This window comes from Bacteroides sp. A1C1 (assembly GCF_004328515.1).
Taxonomy (GTDB): Bacteria; Bacteroidota; Bacteroidia; order Bacteroidales; family Bacteroidaceae; genus Bacteroides; species Bacteroides uniformis.
The window spans coordinates 2,676,643-2,695,647 of the sequence record NZ_CP036491.1 but is presented as its reverse complement, the minus strand read 5'-3'; the positions used below and the strand labels follow the sequence as shown (position 1 = coordinate 2,695,647).

The window sequence follows — 19,005 nt, the reverse complement described above, 5'->3', positions numbered from 1 at the left end:
CTTTAGTATTTTTTGCGTATATTTGTCAGACACTAATTTAATCAATTCAATGCCATGAGAAAACTTACACACATGCTCCTTGCAGGTACCCTCGTCCTGGCCTGCTCTTCATGCGGGGTAGAAACAACAGCCAACTATCAAGTCATCCCCCTGCCCCAGGAAGTTGCCTTGAGTCAGGAATCTCCCTTCAACCTGAATGCCGGTACCATCATCGCCTACCCCGAAAACAATGAACTTTTGAAACGTAATGCTAAGTTTCTGGCTGAATACATCAGCCAGTCCACCGGCCACACCCTCCAGACAGAAGCCCTTGCCCCGGGGAGCGAAGCGCCCAAAGGCGCCATCACATTAGGACTGGATCCGGCTATCCGCAACCGGGAAGGCTATGTGCTGACCGTCAAAGCCGACCGGGTGACCCTAAACGGCCAGACCGAGAACGGAGTGTTCTACGGTATACAAACCCTGCGTAAATCAATCCCTGCCGAAACCAAAGCCACCTCTATCCTATTGCCTGCCGGCAGCATCCAGGATGAACCCCGCTTCAGCTACCGAGGCATGCACCTCGATGTGGGCCGCCACTTCTTCCCCATTGAGTTCATCAAGAAATACATCGATTTACTGGCACTTCACAATATGAATACCTTTCACTGGCACCTCACCGAAGACCAAGGCTGGAGAATAGAAATAAAGAAATATCCCAAGCTGACGGAAATTGGCGCCTGGCGCGACCGTACCGTCATCGGCCGGAATACCGAAGAGTATGACAATACCCGATATGGCGGTTTCTATACGCAGGAACAAGCCAAGGAAATCGTAAAATATGCCGAGGAGCGCTATATCACGGTCATCCCCGAAGTAGACCTGCCCGGACACATGCTTGCCGCACTGGCCGCCTATCCCGAAATGGGATGCACCGGTGGACCGTATGAAGTGTGTCCACGTTGGGGAGTATTCGAAGATGTGCTGTGCATCGGCAACGAAAAGTCCATGCAGTTCCTCGAAGATGTCATGGCCGAAATCATTGATATATTCCCTTCCAAATACATCCACATCGGCGGTGACGAAGCTCCCCGCACCCGTTGGGAAAAGTGTCCCAAATGCCAGGCGCGTATCAGAACCGAAAAATTGAAATCCGACAAGAACCATACAGCCGAAGACCGTCTGCAGAGTTATTGCATGACACGTATCGAAAAGTTCCTCAATAGTAAAGGACGCCGGATTATCGGCTGGGATGAGATTCTGGAAGGCGACGTCGCTCCTAACGCAACTGTTATGTCATGGCGTGGCTCGGCAGGAGGAATCAAAGCGGCCCAACTGGGACACGACGTGATAATGACACCCAACGACTATTGCTACTTTGATTATTACCAAAGTGAGGATACCCGGCACGAACCATTTGCCATCGGAGGCTTTGTCCCATTGGAAAAAGTATACAGTCTGAATCCTACCGCCTCACTGACCGAAGAACAAGCCAAGCACATACTCGGCGCACAAGCCAACCTTTGGACAGAATACATCCCGACCAGCGAGCAGGTAGAGTATATGGTTCTCCCCCGTATGGCCGCCCTTGCCGAAGTACAATGGACACAACAGGAAAAGAAAGATTATACAAACTTCACTACCCGACTGGCCGGACTCATCAGCCTCTACCGGAGAGACGGGCTCAACTACCGGGAACCCTTCCGACAGCAGGCAGACTCCACTGCTACCGAGAAGAAGTAATCAGAACTGGAAATAAATAAACGGCTGTATCTCCGAACTTTTCATCTGAATGACCAGATAGATTACAGCAAGCACCAGTACCGCCTTTCCCAACAAGGGAAGGCGGATTACTGTTTTTGTGCAGGCACGTTCCCAACTGTCGGGCACAAAATGCAGGAAATATCCCAATGCCATCAATGCGAACACTTCCCAATAGCCTGCCACCAACTGCGGGAAGAGTTGCGGACGGAAAGTAGTGAATATCTGCCTCAGCATATCCATTGATGTGGAAAACTCCGCATTACGGAAGAATATCCAGCAGAAACAAACAAAATGGAAAGTAATAAGCACCCCGAAGAACCGGCGAATGCCACGGCTTTCCGCACCTTTCTTATGTCCGGTGAGCGTCATCCAGCACTTGTGGGCTGCAAGCGCAACACCGTGCATCATCCCCCAAAGGACAAAATTCCACGAAGCTCCATGCCACAAGCCACCCAGGAACATGGTAATGATGAGATTGGCGTACTGGCGGATTTTCCCCTTCCGGTTGCCTCCCAAAGAGATATAAAGATAGTCGCGCAACCAACTGGAAAGCGAGATGTGCCACCGCCTCCAGAACTCCGTAATGGAAGCGGACTTATAGGGAGAATCGAAGTTGATATTGAAATGGAAACCCAGCAACAAGGCAATGCCAATAGCCATATCACTGTAACCGGAGAAGTCGCAATAAATCTGCAAGGCATAGCCATAGACACCCATCAGATTCTCCACCCCCGAATAAAGAGTAGGATTATCAAAGATACGCTCTACGAAGTTGACGCTGATATAGTCCGATATGACCGCTTTCTTGAAGAGTCCACTCACGATGAGGAAGATTCCACGCCCGAACATCTCCCTGGAGACAAACAGTGGACGGCAGATTTGCGGAATGAAATCACGGGCACGTACAATAGGCCCCGCCACCAACTGGGGAAAGAAGGAAACATAAAAAGCATAATCCAATAAACTGCCCAGAGGCGTTATCTGGCGACGATACACATCTATCGTATAGCTCAACGACTGAAAAGTGAAAAAAGAGATGCCCACCGGAAGGAAAATATCCATTGCCGTGAACGTTCCTCCCGTCAGCGAGGCAAAAGTTTCGCCCAGGAAATTGGTGTACTTGAAGTAACACAACAATCCCAAATTGATGAACAGACTCAACACAACCCATGCCTTACGTAGCCAGGGAATAGCCTCGCGTGCCATCAAACGTGCAATGAAAAAGTCACAGACCGTCACCAGTCCAAGCAGGAAAAAATAAGTGCCACTACTTTTATAATAGAAGTAATAGGAAAACAAGGTGACAAACAGCAAACGCGCCGTCGTCCGGCGTTGCAACAACAGATAAACCAATATAAAAGCGACAAACAGCCAGAGGAAAATACCACTGCTGAATATCATCGGGGCTTGCGGGTCATAAGTGAAGACATCGCGCAAACGGTCCAAGTCTATATTCAATCCGGATAAAAATTCTTCAATATTCCACATAATCGTTATAAGCTTTTAACAAGGCCTGGCAGAACAGCTCGCCTTGCAGGCGGTAACCGTCCGGCAAATAATGTACATGGTCCGGACGCATCAATCCGGCTTCCTGCCAGTTGAGGCAGGCACGGTGGGTACCGCCAAGTATTTCGTACATGTCCCATACCGCCAATCCGTTTTCATCGGCATAGCGGCGGATGGTCTGCACGGCAACGGCAGTACGCGGATTAATCTTATAGGTCCGACGACGGCGACGCTGCCGGAAACTCTCGTAAGAGCCCGGAGGAGTGGTCATCAACATCGGTACATTCGGCAGTTTCTCGCGAAGCATGCGTACAAGGTCATCCATCTGGCGATAGTGCAACATTGTATTGTAACGGCGGTTATGGCTTTCGTTCGTCCCGAAGGAAAGAATAAGCAGGTCGGGATGTAGAGCCGCAATATCAGCAATACGGTCCGGACGGGTGAAAGTAGTACAAAATGCACCGTTGATACCTACATCGGTATAAGAGACTGCCCCGAAAGTGTCCTGCATCAACGCACCGGTGGTACGGGGGAAGATATGGCCGCGTATATGGCTGTCGCCCACATGTACGATGCGAAGCGTATCAGCGGAAGCACCCAGCCGGGACAGACGCAACTTCTCCCAGAAAGGATTAAGAATACCCAGACTGTCGGTAAGTACATTCTCCTTCATTTGCCGGAATGCGGCGGGAAAAGTTATCAAAGGGACAGACACCGTATCCGTACGTTGGGAATAGAGGCAGAGAGTATCACAATCCGCTCCACCGGTATGACACGAAAGGCTGCCTGGCAGTATGTCTTGTGCATGGAGCGGCCGTATCGCCGCAATCAGTACCAGCACCGCGCAGCAAATCATACATCGTAAATCGTACAATCGTAAATCCTCCTTATGGCTCCTCTTCATAGTAGGCCCTCCTTCTGTCATACTGTTCCTTGCCATAAATCAAAGACTCATAAAGTAATCCCGCAAGATGCTTTCCACCACGGAAGTTGATGTGCGTATAATCATAATTGGCCAGTGACGGCTTGGCATGCACCATGTCTGCCATGCTGCCTTCCCCACCCATGGCCTCGAACATGTTCCAGAAAGCGACAGCCTCATCCGCTGCCAGATTCTGCTGATAACGAACCAGATTCTTGATGCCAGGCATGGTACGCAGCTCCCCTTCTTCGGTCTTATAGTCCCTATCGCCCACGCTGACTATGAGGATGGCTGCTTGCGGAAAGGCCTCCTTGAGATGCTGCACCGTTGTCTGCATGCCGGCAATGTACTTGTCGTAATTCCGTCCGCGCTCTGTAGCCACATTCAGTCCGTACTGCAGGATTATCAAATCGTAAGGACGCTGTTCGTTGAACTCGCGCATCATCCACACGGGAACAGAACGGAGGGAGAGGCCGGAGCTGCCACGCAGTGAGAAGTTATCCAGCACAATGCCGGAAGTACCGTCCATGGCAAGGCCATAAAACAAGGTGGAGTCCGCACTTTCCACCGTCCAACGGACAGAACCGATATTTCCCTCTACCGTCATCTCCTGCAAATCATCAATCGGCTCAAAAGTCTCAGTAGTTGCTTCGCCACGATTGACGCGGACAGAAAGGGTGGTTGTGCCACGGTTATAGAAAAAAATACTGGCACGCTGGCAGGTGTCCAGACGGGAGGCATAGTTCTTCTGCCCCCGCAGTTCCACATAAGCACCGGTATTCGGAATAAAGTAATGTCCGGAGACTCCCAGCTTGCTACGGTCAAAGAACACGGAGTCCATGACAGAATGACTCTCCCATCCGCTGAAGGAATGACGCACTGTAGGGCGGAAGCCACTGGTCATGGACGTAATGGTGACAAAACCTACTCCGCAACCGCCATATTTCTGCTGAAGCATCTCGCGTAAATCAGCCGTCAGAATATCCGCTTCGATAAAGGAGTCGCCGAAGTAGGCGATACGAACCGGACGGGGTGCTTTGGCAAGCTCGTCGAGTGCCTGATAGAACCGCGTCATGCCACGCATGGTAGAATCACTATAATCTTCAATGCACGTCATGCCCGCACGGCAGGTGTCCACAAAGGCGGGCTTCACCTTCGGGGCGGAGGCAGCAGGCTGTCCGGCTCACTCACCGGCTTGGAAGGACGACGCACGTCCCCCAAGATATCCACACGCCTCAGCACACGGCCACCCATCGTAATACTTGGCAACAGATGCATCAGCAACAATGCACCCCATACGATAAACGCCAACAGACCCGTATATTTCAATGAATTCTTTTCCATACCTAATGTGGACGCAAAGATATAGATATAGGTTGAAAAATCTCTCCGGACAAAAAAGAATTATCCCCGAAGAAACAAGATTTTTTCTCCGGGGATAACGGTTATAGACAGAGCAGACCCGATTAAATGGTCTGTTCGATATTCCAAACAAAAGCACGGAGTCCGAGTTGCTCGGTCTCCTTGTCCATCCGATGGAGCGCTTCGAGCAGCGGAGCCACCTTAGCCTCATCTATGATAGTGATGATGGCGGAACACATACTGGGCCAGGCATGGCTGCCATAGTGCGGTTCTCCCGTCTTACTGCCACGCCCCTGTACTTGCTGCCAATAGCTGAAGCCGCGGCAGTTGTGACGATCAAGCAATGCCATGATACGTTCAAAGAACGCTTGGTCGAATGTTATAAATACTGATTTCACGCTATATAATGTTTAGTGATTAATGTTTAATGATTAACGGATAATGATTAATCATTGTTTACGTGGTTTCGTCATCTTCTCCTTATGCAACTGGTAATAATCATTCAGCTCACGGTCTTTCTTAATCTTCTTACGTGTGCGCCGAATACCAACACCTGCAAACGAGCAATAGAGTACAGGGACAAGAATCAATGTCAGAATGGTAGATACCGTCAGACCGCCAATTACGGCAACCCCCAACGGACGCCACATCTCGGCACCTTCACCCTGCCCTACAGCCATCGGCACCATACCGAGGATAGTGGTCAGTGTAGTCATTAATACCGGACGCAAACGGCTGCGGCCTGCCGTGACTACAGAGTGAAGCACCGCTTGACCACGTTCGCGGCAAAGCGTGATGTAGTCGATGAGTACGATACCGTTCTTCACCACAATACCAATCAACATGATTCCACCCAAAAGCGACATCACATTCAAATTGGTTCCCGTAAAGAATAATGCCATCAACACACCGCTGAATGCAAATGGAATGGAAAACATGATGATGAACGGATAACTCAAAGACTCAAACTGAGCTGCCATCACAATGAATACGAGAATAACAATCAATACAGCCAGCGTTCCCAAGTCGGAGAATGAATCCTGTTGGTCCTCATACGAACCCGAAATCTGGATAGAAACACCACTTGGTAGGTCCATCTTATCAATTATAGCATTACCATCGGCCACCACATCGCCCAAAGGTGCTCCCGAAATAACCGCAGATACAGTAACAATACGCTCACGGTCTTTACGTTCGATGGTAGGAGGAGCAGAACGCTCGACTACTTTGCCGAGGTCTTTCACGCGGATACCCTCACCGGAAGGCGTATAAATAAGGATGTTCTCCAAATCTTCAATCTTTGTACGGAATTCGGGAGCGTAACGCACACGGATGTCGTACTCGTCACCATCTTCGCGATAATAAGATGCCAAAGCACCATTTACACGATTACGCAGATAGTTGGAGGCAGTAGAAAGATTCAAGCCATGCAATGCCAGCTTCTCACGGTCAAAGTCCACCTGATATTCGGGCTGATAATCCTGACGGCTGATATTCACTTCACTCACACCTTTCACCTGCAACAATTTCTCTTTCAGTTCGGCTGACACTTTGTCCGTCGCGGTGAAGTCGTAACCATAAACCTCAAAGTCGGCACTTGCCTGGGCGCTCATGCCGCCTGTGCTACCGCCCAGAATAACCTGCGCCTTGTCCAATTCGGGATACCCCTTCAAGTCCTCACGCATTTCGTCGCAAACGGTTTCCAGTGTCACGTCACGGTCTCCCGGACTCACCAGACTGATATTGAAACTAATGATATGACTACCGTTGTCCTGCATGGAAGCAAACGTATTGTCAGAGTCCGCCTGCCCCACAGTGTAGTTGCAAACTTTCATCATATCTCCGTAGCGCGTCATCCACTTGTTTGTCAGTTCCGAAGCCAACGCTTCCGCACGTTCCACACGGGCCCCGATGGGCAACTGAAGGTTGATACCGATGCGGCTATTGTCTGCTGCCGGGAAGAACTCGGTACCTATGTACTTGGCACAGAACAGACTTGCCACAAAAAATGCGGCACAGCCTGCCATAACCGTCAGACGATGGCGCACAGCCCAGTTCAACCGGTTCTGGTACCACACGTCAAGACCGTCCAGCGCACGCTGAATCGGCGTATAGAGCGTAAGGAACATCTTACTCTGCTTTTTCTGCAAACGCAGAAGCTGCGCACACATCATCGGAGTGAATGACAAGGCTGAAACTGTGGAAACCGTCATAATCACACACATCATCCATCCCAACTGACGGAATAGCACACCGGACATGCCACTTACCATCGTCAATGGGAAGAATACCGCAATCATAGTCAGCGTAGATGCAATTACGGAGATGGCCACCTCGTTCGTGGCATGTATCGCTGCCTGCTTCGGTTCGGAACCCCGTTCAATATGGGTCGTTACATTCTCGAGTACCACAATGGCGTCGTCCACCACGTTACCAATAGCAATGGAGAGACAAGAGAGCGAGATGATATTCAGTGAACCGCCGTCGATGATACCCAGATAGATGAATGAGGCAACCAATGACATCGGTATGGTGATACAAATAATGACCGTGGCACGCCAACGCCCCAAAAAAACGAACACCACCAAGATAACGAACAGCATAGCGTACATAATGGTTTCCTCCAAGCTGTCTATCGTATTCAGAATGTTTTCGGAAGTATTGACAATGATCCCCAGCTTCACATCGCTCGGCAGTGACTTCTGCAACTGCGGCAACATATCAATTATCTTCTGCGAAATGGCTACAGAATTGGCACCCGATTGTTTCTGCACCACAATCATGGCGCCCTGCACACCGTTGCTATACGTCTTCTGTGCACGTTCCTCCACAGAGTCCACAACTTTTGCCACATCGCGCAGATAGACGGAAGCACCGTTATGCGTACCTACCACGATGTTCTCCATCTCTTTGGGATCCTTGAACTCACCTTCCACACGCAGCGAATAGGTATTGTTACCCACATCGAACGTACCGCCCGGCGTATTCCGGTTTTCGGCACTGATAATAGAGCTGATAGTTTCTACTGAGAGGCTGTAGGCATCCAATTTATTGGGGTCGCAATATACATTGACCTCACGTTTGGGGGCACCCGAAATAGACACCGTACCCACACCTGGCACACGCGCCAAGGGATTCGCCACGTTGTCATCCAATATTTTATAAAGAGCCGGCTGGCTCTCCTCTGCCTGCACGGAGAGCAGCAGGATAGGAATCATATCCGTACTGAACTTGAAGATGATGGGAGTTTCGACCTCATCGGGCAGCATGGAGCTCACCATGTCCAGTTTATCACGCACGTCGTTCGTCAGCACGTCTATGTCATATCCATACTCAAACTCCAGCGTAATTACAGAAATATTCTCCGACGAACGGGAGGTGATATGCTTCAGATTACTGACCGAGTTCAGCACGTTTTCCAACGGACGAGTCACGTTGTTCTCAATGTCCGAGGCACTGGCACCCTGATAGGTAGTCATCACCATAATGGTGTTGGTCTCGATATCCGGATAAAGGTCTACCGGCAATTTCGACAGAGAGAACAGACCAAATATAGCCACTGCCAGGAAGCAGAGCGAGGTCATAATCGGTTTCTTAACCGCTCCTTCGTATAAACTCATAAGATTAATTCTTTAATTTGCCAATGTGCTAATATGCTAATTGGCTGCGCAATGTAGCTACATCGGCACATTAGCATATTATCACATTACCACATTACCATATTATTTTTCTACCTCAACTTCCACACCATCGGCTAATTTAGACTGCCCGGCAATAACAACTTGAGAGTTATTGTCTACACCGGAAATCAACTCATACTCCGTATCCATACGACGGCCAAGTTCTACCTTATTATAAGACACCTTGCCGTCCTTGTAGACATAGACATAGCGGTCGCCTGAACCGGCACGCTTCACAATGGCCAGGTCGGGAACGACCACGTGGTCCCGTATTCCGAAATTCAGCGTGGCACGGGCAAACATTCCCGGACGTACACGCTGGTCACGGTTAACAAGCTGTATCTCTACCGGGAAAGTACGGGTAGCCGGGTTGATGGTAGGATAAACAAGGCTGATTTTGCCTTCGAACTCCTCGTCACCATAGACATCCACTTTCACAGATACGGGAGCGCCCTTCTTCACTTTGGTAAAGTAGCCTTCGGATACGTTGATGTATAGTTTTACCGGAGTGATTTGCTCCACTACCAGTACCGGCTCTCCACCGCCATACATATCTCCGTTATCGTAATTACGTGCCGTCACCACTCCATTAATGGGACTGAGCAACGAGGTGTTCTCCAAGAGATTCTTATAGGAAGTCTCACGGATGTCGAGATTCATCTTGGCGGCATCCCACTCCGACTTGGAGGCACCGCCTACCTTATACAACTCGTCAATACGCTTGAACTCTATCTGCTGGTTGTCCAGCTGATATTTTATCTGCTTCAGATTGGCAGCATCCATGCTGACCAGCTTCTGGCCTTTCGACACGCGGTCGCCCACCTCCACAAAAATGCGGTCTATACGCACCGGAGAAGAGGGAGCAATATTGTTTTTCACTTCGGCTTCCACCGTAGCGGTGTATTCCTGAATCTGTTCTACGGGACGGGACGACACCTCGGCCAGTTTCACCTTCGGCTTCTCGTCCACCTTCTCAGCAGCAGCTTTATCACTACCTCCGCTACATGCCCCCAGCATGGCAACCACCAGCAGGACCATCCATTGAAAACCTTTTTTCATATCGTTGTTTTTATTTCTATTCTTCATTCTTAGTTCTTCATTCTTCGTTCCCTGCAATATAATCCTTTCCCAGTACTTGGTCAAGGTCAGCCTTCGCAACCAGATAATCATAGATGGACTGATTATAAGTCAGTTCGGCCTCCGTAAGCTGCACTTGCGAAGTGTTCAGCTCCAACACCGTACCTTTACCTACCTCATAGCGTTTACCGGCAATCTGCACAGCTTTCTGTGCCTGCATCACATGCTCGCGGTTGCTGACAACCTGCTCGGAACTGGCAGCCATATTGTTCTGATAGCTGGTAATCTGCATGTTCAGCTTGCGCTCTGTGTCCAGACGGTTCTGCTCCAACTGACGTATCTGAATACGGTTGGACTTGAGCTTGGTGAAATTGCTTGCCTTATACAAAGGAATACTCAGCGTAAACATCAGTGCGGAACTTCCGCTCCAATTATAATCGAGGATGTTCCAGTCCTCGTTGTAGAGTGACTGGTATTGGTAAGAATAATTCATACCCAAAGTAGGCATGAAGTTGGTACGGAGTGACTTGATGTTCTGATTGAGCATCTTCCGGTTCAAGTCCAACTGCTTCATCGTCGTATTATTGTTCAGATTGGCAGCGGGCTGATTCAGTTCATTGGCAAACAGCTCCGTCTCATAGTTGCCGAGATTGTCGGCAATCTCTATATCCACATCGGCCGTTACTCCCATCAGTACCTTCAACTGCAACTTGGACAACGTCACGGCATTACCCGCCGAAATCACATTCGGCTTAATGCTGCGCATCTGCACCTCGGCACTGATTTTATCGAACTCACTGACGGCACCCTGCTGATACTTGGCATTGACAATGTTGTAGTTGTCTTCTGCCAGCTTATAGCTCTTCTGCAACACATCGTAGGAGTCTTGCGTCAGCATCAGCTGATAGTAACCCTTAGTTACCTGGTTCACCAAGTCCAGCTTAGAAGCCCGTGACTTTTCCACAGCCAGTTCAATGTCTGTCTTCGTCATCGACATGGCCTTATATACGCTAGGGGCGAATATGGGCAAACTGATATTCAGCACCCCGCTTACCGTATTCGAATTGTCCATACCCATCTTGAACGACTGTCCGCCAAGATTCATCTGTGCCGCACTGATGGTATGATTCCACGTACCGTCAATGCTTGCCTGTGGAAGCAAGTTCTGCCAGGTTTCCTTGTGAGTCACTTTCTTCAAAGCAATTTCTTCCTCCGCCACCTTTATGGTAGGATTGTCGCTTAAAGCAATCTCCAAGGCACGGTCAAGGGTCAGGGTCAGGGTATCCTTTGTCTCTTGTGCGCGCACATAGCCGCCGGCATACAGCACAGCAACTGCCAACAATAGTGCTCTGCCTACCCAAAATCTCTGCATCTTCATAAATCAAAAATAGATTATTTATTAAAACTACTCCTTCGTTTCATCCGGCTTTACCTGATTCTTGCGATATTCGCAGATAAAGTCCTCCAGGACACGGGCACCCTTCTCCGTAGAGATACCGCGCAAGAAAGTGAACATGATAGATTCGTACACTTCAAGGAAAGAATACTCATTGCAGATGTCCGAATTCATCAGCAAATCGAGCTGGTCGCGCACAAGCAGATTGATAATAGCAAAATTCACATCATCACGGAAAATGCCTTGCTTCACGCCCTCTTTGAAAAAGTTCACGGTATCTTCCGAGCTCCGGTTCCGGTTGTTCTTCATCAACTGATAAGCCTTGGGATATTTCTTGATATCCTCAAAAAACTTCTTGTTCGTGGCATGAAAACGCTCTATGCTCCACTGATAACATCTCAACAAAACTTCCAATACGTTGTTGGAAGTCTCTATGACTTCTTTCACAAAAATATCACCATCCTTCTGGGACTTCAGGATACATTCTTCCAGCAAGGTTTCCTTATCCGGAAAAACTTCGTAAAGAGTGCGCTTAGAGATACCCAAAGATGCTGCAATCTCATCCATCGTGATACTTTTTATTCCATTTGTTGTAAATAATTCTACAGCGGCCAGAATGATACGTTCCCTTAGTTCCACCCGTGATGTTGAATGCTTCGTGTGTTCGCCCATTTTTCTTCCCTTTCTAAACTAAAACTATTTTTATTCATTATCGGAATAAAACGAGACAAATATAGAAAGAAAACTCAATTCGCCAATTAAGTTTCCTTTCTTATTGTTAACAGATTAATAATTATTATGTTTCTGGCAGATTTATTGGGAAGTTCCTAATAATCAAACTTTGTCCGGTTGAGGAAAGCGACTGTCTTATGGATTTCCTTATACATCACGATGTCCTCCTTCACAAAGGGAACTTCCTTGCGGTATTCGTGCAGGAAACGCTCCAAAACGGGAGAAGTCTTTGCCGGACGGCGGAAGTCAATGCCCTGAGCGGCATTCATCAGTTCGATGGCAAGGATATGCTCCAGATTATCCATAATGCGATAAAGCTTAGTAGCTGCATTGGCACCCATGCTGACGTGGTCTTCCTGCCCGTTGGAGGAAACGATGGAGTCGCTGCTGGCGGCATAGCAGTACATTTTGTTCTGGCTCACCATAGATGCGGCGGCATATTGCGGAATCATGAAACCGGAGTTCAGACCTGGATTGGCAACAAGGAATTCCGGAAGTCCGCGCAACCCCATGATAAGCTGGGCGATGCGCCGCTCGGATATATTGCCCAGTTCTGCCAGGGCGATGCCGAGAAAGTCGTAGGAGATGGCAAGCGGCTGGCCGTGGAAGTTACCGCCCGAAATGATACGGTCCTCATCGGGGAAGATAGTGGGATTGTCAGTCACGGAATTGATTTCCGTCAGCAGAACGGAAGACACGTAACGGATGGCGTCTTTCGTTGCCCCATGCACCTGAGGGATGCAACGGAACGAATAAGGGTCTTGCACATGCTGCTTGGGACGAGCTACCAGCTCGCTGCCTTCCAATAGCTTGCGGAAGTTGGCACCCGTTTCTATCTGTCCCTTGTGTGGACGAATCTGCTGGATACAGTCCATGAAGGGATCGATACGTCCGTCGAAAGCTTCCAGGGAAAGGGCGGCAATCAAGTCGGCTTTCTTGGAGAGACGAAAGGCTTTGAGAATGGCAAAGACACCGTTGGCACTCATAAACTGGGTGCCGTTGAGTAATGCCAATCCCTCTTTACTCATCAGCTTCACCGGTTCCCAGCCGAACTCGTCGAGCACGCTGATAGCCTCGCGCTTCTTTCCTTTATAATAAACATCGCCCACACCGATAAGCGGCAGGAAGAGGTTGGCCAGAGGAGCCAGATCGCCGGAGGCGCCCAGTGAACCACGGTCATACACAATAGGCATCACGTCGTTATTGAAAAAGTCGAGGATACGCTGCACGGTAATAACCTGCACACCGCTATGCCCCAAAGAGAGGGCATGCGCCTTGAGCAACATCATCAGCTTGATGATGACGGGACGTATCTCCTCGCCCACACTGCAAGCATGGCTCTTGATGAGATTCTCCTGCAAGGTACCCAGCTCGTCCGACGAAATGCTCTTGCTGCACAACGAGCCGAAACCGGTGGTAATGCCATACAAGGGTTCTTCCGACTCCGCAATCTTCTTGTCCAGATAATCGCGGCACTTCTGTATCCGCAGCTTGGCTTCCGGAGCCAGCTCCAGTTTCAAGTTTTCATTAATGATGCGTTCGATGAGGTCGAAGGTCAGCTCACCGGAACCTACGTAATAGACATTGTTCATACTTTCAGCTCTTGATTGATTTCGTCCAACAATTCCTTTTCTTTCGCACAAGCCAAGTGTTCCAATTCATCGGCTTCACTTTGGAGCTTGGACACAAACTCCTTGTCCTTCAACGAACCCAGGTTGATGCGTACATTCATCAGTGCGCCCAGCACAGCCGAACGGGCAGACATCATGGCTACACAAGCATCCGTAACGGCATTGCGATTGCCCATGCGGGCTATATCCATGATGACTGTCATCAACTCATACGCATTGCGTGCCACCTGCATGGGAACAAGGGCAGCAAACTTGGTAGCCTCCTGAATGGCAGCACTGCGCGCCGCTTTTTCCTCATCCGTAGCTTTCGGCATCTTGAAGCAGGCAAACACCTTGTTGTAGGCCTCAGAGTCGCGGTCTATATCTTCCACAAAAGCTCCCTTCTGCTGCAAGGCAACTCCGGAGACATGGCGCATCAGCTCTTCGTGAAGTTCATAACCTTTCTTGCCGATGGTGAGGTTGGCAACCATAGCGGCAAGAGCAGAAGCAATGGCACCGTTCAAAGCGGCAATACTACCGCCACCGGGGACGGGATCACTACCCGCCACTTTATTCAAAAATTCCTTTACTGTCAAATCAACTAACATGGTAATAAATTATTAAGGATTAAATATTAATGTTCAAGGAGCTCTAAAGTCCCGGATAAAGAACTCCGTTCTTCACGGTGGTATTGACACAATTCATCCCGACGTAATAGGGCAAAAAATGATAATTGTCCGTATCGAGGACTACAAAATCCCCTTTTTTGCCCACCTCGATACTACCAATGCTGTCCGCACGGTTCAAGGCGGCTGCACCGTTCAAGGTCAGGGCAGTGATGGCCTCTTCAACACTCATTTTCATATAAATGCACGCCAAGGCAAATGTCAGGGGGATGGAACCGGAGAAACAACTGCCCGGATTGAGGTCGGTGGCAAGAGCCACGGCACAACCGGCATCAATCATTTCGCGTCCACGGGCATAGGGTTCCTTCAAAGCAAAGGCTGTCAGCGGAAGAAGGGTCGCCACAACTTCTTTATTGGCCATGGCGCGGATGTCCGCATCCGAAGCATGCAGCAGATGGTCGGCAGAGACGGCAGAAAGTTCAGCAGCCAGTCCAGCACCACCTAATGGTACAATTTCATCGGCATGGAGTTTCAAGGCAAGTCCCATTTCCTTGGCTGCTAGCAAAAGGCGACGAGACTGTTCGATGGAGAAAACACCCTGCTCACAGAAGACATCGCAGAACTCTGCCAAATTATTATGAACCACTACGGGCATCACTTCGCGGATAATGTAGTCCACGTATTCGTCCGTCCGCCCGTTGTATTCTGCAGGCACAGCATGTGCGCCGAGAAAAGTGGAGACAACGTCTACACGCTTGTGCTCGTCATTATTAAGGCTACGCATCACCCGAAGCTGCAGGAGTTCGGTTTCCTTGTCCAGACCGTAGCCGCTCTTTCCCTCTACGGTAGTCACTCCCATAGCACTCATCTGCTTCAGAAAGCCCTCCGCCTTGCTGCGCAGCTGGATGAAATTGCATGCACGGGTAGCCTTCACCGTACTCACGATGCCTCCTCCACGTTCCATGATGGACATGTAACTCTCTCCCTTCAAACGCCAGGAGAACTCCTCGGCACGCTCGCCACCAAACACAAAATGTGTGTGTGAGTCCACAAAGCCGGGCAGCAGACACTTGCCGCGGGCATTGTAATGCCAGTAGTGCTGATAATAGCCATCACGCTCCTCTCCACGGTTGGGACCGACGTAGGTGATGACACCGTCGGTCACTTCCACCGTAGCATTGTCGATGATGCTCAGTTGCTCCATCTCGCTGCCGCGACGGGCGGAAAAACCGAGGGGGGTCACGACACGGGCATTGAATATAATAAGGTTCTCTGTCATAAAGCCTCTCCCCTAACCCCTCCCCCGTAAGGAGGGGAATTAAGTTAGTACTATTTAATTCGGTTACATTCGTGCTTCTAAAACTTGCTCCATGGAGAAGTTCTCCAATCCCAGATAGTAGGACGCTGTATCTATCAAGGCCTCCATCGGCACCAGACCGATAATCTCACTGCCCACAATGCTGACACCGTAGCGGCGGGCTTCCACACGCACCAGTTCGAAAGCACGGTAGAGGGCGGTGCGGGTATAGTCCGTCATGTTGATGGATACCTGCGTGATGCCGCGATCTTTCAACTCCACTCCCATTGCCTTGCAATAACGCAGTCCGCCGCCGATGAAACGGATTTTCTTAGCGATGTCATGGGCTATCTCCAGACTGGGAGTATTGAGGTTGATGTTATAGGCCACCAAAGGCATGCGGGCACCGATAGCTACTGTGCCTGCGGTGGGATGACGTTCAGCCGATCCAAAGTCGGGATGCCATTCCGGTTGCTTTATCTTCTCGGCCATACCTTCGAACTCCCCTTTACGGACAGCGGCCAGATTCTCCCGATGAGGGGCAGAAGCAGACTTTTCATATAAGAAGACAGGAAGATTGTAACGTTTTGCAACCTCCTCGCCCACCTCTTTGGAGAGGGCAACAGCTTCTTCCATCGTCACATTCCGGATGGGGATAAAAGGTACTACATCTACAGCACCCATACGAGGGTGCTGTCCCTGATGGTGATTGAGATCTATCAGCTCTACCGCTACGCCGATAGCTTCGAGCACAGCATCACGAAGCGGTTCAGGCTCACCCACTACGGTCACCACGAGGCGGTTATGGTCTTCATCGTTGCTGTAATCCAACAGTTTCACACCTTGTTTGCTCCGAAAAGGAGCCACTATCTTATCTATCTTTTGCAAATCGCGCCCTTCACTGAAATTGGGGACGCATTCCATAATTCTGTCCATAATATTCTAATATGCTAATGTGAGTAATATGCTAATGAGAGAATATACACATGCTTCTAATCAAATCCTCATCCGCCACATACGGCATCGTGATATGATAGCCATCTGCATGCGTACGGTTAAACTCTTCACTCGTCTCCATGGCATGAGGGTTACGCGCCCACGAACGGCGTGCCACACCACCCATCACATCCCACAGCATGGCGGAACGCAAGATTTCGTCTACCCGCTCACTACCGTCGCACACCATGCCGAAACCGCCGTTGATGGCTTTTCCGATACCTACGCCACCTCCATTGTGCAAGGCCACCAAGCTCATGCCACGCGCACAGTTTCCGGCAAAACACTGTACCGCCATATCTGCCATGACATTACTGCCGTCCTTGATATTGGATGTTTCACGGAATGGAGAGTCTGTACCGCTGACATCGTGATGGTCGCGTCCCAACATGATGGGGCCGACCTCTCCCTTACGCACCATTTCATTGAAGCGCAAAGCTATATTCATGCGTCCCACGGCATCCTGATAGAGAATACGAGCCTGCGTGCCGACTACCAGATTGTTCTTCTCCGCATCACGAATCCAATTGTAGTTATCCAAATCTTGCCCGCGACGTGTAGGGTCGATACATTCCATCGCCGCACGGTCGGTCTTCACCAAGTCTTCATGTTTTCCACTGAGACACACCCAGCGGAACGGACCATAACCATAATCAAACAATTCCGGTCCCATAATGTCTTCCACATAGCTGGGGAAAATGAAGCCGTTCTTATCGTCCCCGTCTCGCGCAATTTCGCTCACACCGGCATCGTAGACGGCTTTCATGAAGGAGTTCCCATAATCGAAGAAGTATGTACCGTGTTCCACCAGCCTCTTTATAGCCTTGAAATGACGCTCCAAGGAAACATTCACCAGGCACCGGAACTCCGACGGATTTTCATGTAGCATACGGGTACGCTGCTCAAACGTCAGTCCGACGGGACAGTAACCGCCCTCGTAGGTGGCATGGCAGGAAGTCTGGTCAGAAAGTAAATCTATGTGCAACTGCTTCTGCACCGCATATTCCAGCAAATCGACGACATTGCCGTGATAGGCCACAGAAACCGGGCGGCACTCATCCATCGCTTTTTGAGCCAGCGAGAAGGCTTCTTCCAGAGAATCCGTAACGTGTCCCACCCAACCCTGGGTATGGCGGGTTTCGATGCGGGAAGCATCCACCTCGGCAATGATTGCCGCCGCCCCTGCCATCTCGGCAGCTTTGGGCTGCGCACCGCTCATGCCTCCCAGACCGGAAGAAACAAACAAGCGTCCGCGCAAATCACCATCCTGCGGAATGCCCAGCTTCAGACGGCCCGCATTCAGCAGCGTATTAAAGGTGCCGTGCACAATGCCCTGCGGACCGATGTACATCCAGCCTCCGGCAGTCATCTGGCCGTAGTTGGCAACGCCCATCTGCATAGCGGTGTGCCAGTCCTTCTGATTATCATAGAGCCCCACCATCAGCGCATTGGTAATGATGACACGGGGCGCTTCGGGCTTGGATTTGAACAGTCCCAACGGATGCCCGCTTTCGATAACCAGTGTCTGCTCGCGCGTCAACACTTCGAGGTACTGCTTGATGAGCCGGTATTGCATCCAGTTCTGACAGACCTGTCCCGTCTCACCATAGGTAACTAATTCATACGGATAAAGGGCGATGTCGAAACAAAGATTATTGTCAATCATCACCTGGAAGGCCTTGCCTTCAATACAGTTCCCTTTGTACTCATCGATGGGTTTCGCTTTGAGGTCGCCCTGCGGGCGGTAGCGGTAGCCATAGATACGTCCACGTGTACGCAGTTCTTCCATGAACTCCGGAGCGAGGGTTTCGTGCAGCTCTTTGGGGATGTAGCGCAAAGCGTTCTTCAATGCCGTAGCCGTCTGCGCAGGGGTAAGGGTGTAGCCACGGTCGGGTGCCCGCCGGATACCCTCGACAAAGGAAGGATAGGAAGGCAATGTTTTACTTAAGGTTATCTCCATGTCCTATAAAGATTAAGGATTTACAAAGTGTCAGCCCACGAGGGCTATATTTGCCGCAATATAGAAATAAATCCCGACATTCGCAATGGAATGCCGGG

13 protein-coding genes and 1 pseudogene are annotated in these 19,005 nt (G+C 50.0%); 1 reads left to right on the top strand and 13 read right to left on the bottom strand.

The window, feature by feature from the left end:
• Positions 1-54 precede the first annotated feature (54 nt).
• On the top strand, positions 55-1,722 hold the full coding sequence (locus EYA81_RS10850; RefSeq protein ID WP_131225731.1) for a beta-N-acetylhexosaminidase: 1,668 nt from the start codon (positions 55-57) through the stop codon (positions 1,720-1,722).
• On the opposite strand, the gene EYA81_RS10845 is transcribed toward EYA81_RS10850, so the two are convergent.
• From EYA81_RS10845 to EYA81_RS10785, 13 genes and pseudogenes are all read right to left on the bottom strand, one after another.
• On the bottom strand, positions 1,723-3,231 hold the full coding sequence (locus EYA81_RS10845) for an MBOAT family protein (protein WP_131225730.1): 1,509 nt from the start codon (positions 3,229-3,231) through the stop codon (positions 1,723-1,725).
• Entirely contained in the window at positions 3,218-4,189 is a 972-nt protein-coding gene (locus tag EYA81_RS10840; RefSeq protein WP_226791299.1) for an SGNH/GDSL hydrolase family protein, read from the bottom strand. The genes EYA81_RS10845 and EYA81_RS10840 overlap by 14 nt, the downstream gene beginning before the upstream one ends.
• Positions 4,137-5,515: pseudogene (locus EYA81_RS10835) on the bottom strand (SGNH/GDSL hydrolase family protein). Before EYA81_RS10835 ends, EYA81_RS10840 begins: the two are co-directional and overlap by 53 nt.
• Positions 5,516-5,637: 122 nt before the next feature.
• Positions 5,638-5,931 carry a PG0541 family transporter-associated protein gene (locus EYA81_RS10830; RefSeq protein ID WP_005825638.1) on the bottom strand — a complete coding sequence of 98 codons (294 nt, stop codon included), beginning with the start codon at positions 5,929-5,931 and terminating at the stop codon, positions 5,638-5,640.
• A gap of 51 nt (positions 5,932-5,982) precedes the next feature.
• Entirely contained in the window at positions 5,983-9,153 is a 3,171-nt protein-coding gene (locus EYA81_RS10825) for an efflux RND transporter permease subunit (RefSeq protein WP_131225729.1), read from the bottom strand.
• 102 nt (positions 9,154-9,255) lie between these two features.
• Positions 9,256-10,272, bottom strand: coding sequence for an efflux RND transporter periplasmic adaptor subunit (locus EYA81_RS10820; protein WP_131225728.1), 1,017 nt, complete (start codon positions 10,270-10,272; stop codon positions 9,256-9,258).
• Positions 10,273-10,309: 37 nt separating this feature from the next.
• Positions 10,310-11,668, bottom strand: coding sequence for a TolC family protein (locus EYA81_RS10815; RefSeq protein WP_131225727.1), 1,359 nt, complete (start codon positions 11,666-11,668; stop codon positions 10,310-10,312).
• Positions 11,669-11,695: 27 nt separating this feature from the next.
• Positions 11,696-12,358, bottom strand: coding sequence for a TetR/AcrR family transcriptional regulator (locus tag EYA81_RS10810; RefSeq protein WP_117601031.1), 663 nt, complete (start codon positions 12,356-12,358; stop codon positions 11,696-11,698).
• A gap of 155 nt (positions 12,359-12,513) precedes the next feature.
• Positions 12,514-14,010, bottom strand: coding sequence for a histidine ammonia-lyase (gene hutH / locus EYA81_RS10805; protein ID WP_117601030.1), 1,497 nt, complete (start codon positions 14,008-14,010; stop codon positions 12,514-12,516).
• Positions 14,007-14,636, bottom strand: a complete 630-nt coding sequence (locus EYA81_RS10800) for a cyclodeaminase/cyclohydrolase family protein (protein WP_117601029.1) — start codon at positions 14,634-14,636, stop codon at positions 14,007-14,009. Before EYA81_RS10800 ends, hutH begins: the two co-directional genes overlap by 4 nt.
• Positions 14,637-14,679: 43 nt before the next feature.
• Entirely contained in the window at positions 14,680-15,933 is a 1,254-nt protein-coding gene (hutI, locus tag EYA81_RS10795) for an imidazolonepropionase (RefSeq protein WP_117966516.1), read from the bottom strand.
• A gap of 63 nt (positions 15,934-15,996) precedes the next feature.
• Complete coding sequence (ftcD, locus tag EYA81_RS10790; protein ID WP_131225726.1) at positions 15,997-16,887, bottom strand: glutamate formimidoyltransferase; 891 nt, start codon at positions 16,885-16,887, stop codon at positions 15,997-15,999.
• A gap of 31 nt (positions 16,888-16,918) precedes the next feature.
• The gene (locus tag EYA81_RS10785; RefSeq protein ID WP_117966510.1) at positions 16,919-18,907 is read right to left on the bottom strand and encodes a urocanate hydratase; all 1,989 of its coding nucleotides are present in this window, start codon (positions 18,905-18,907) and stop codon (positions 16,919-16,921) included.
• Positions 18,908-19,005 lie beyond the last annotated feature (98 nt).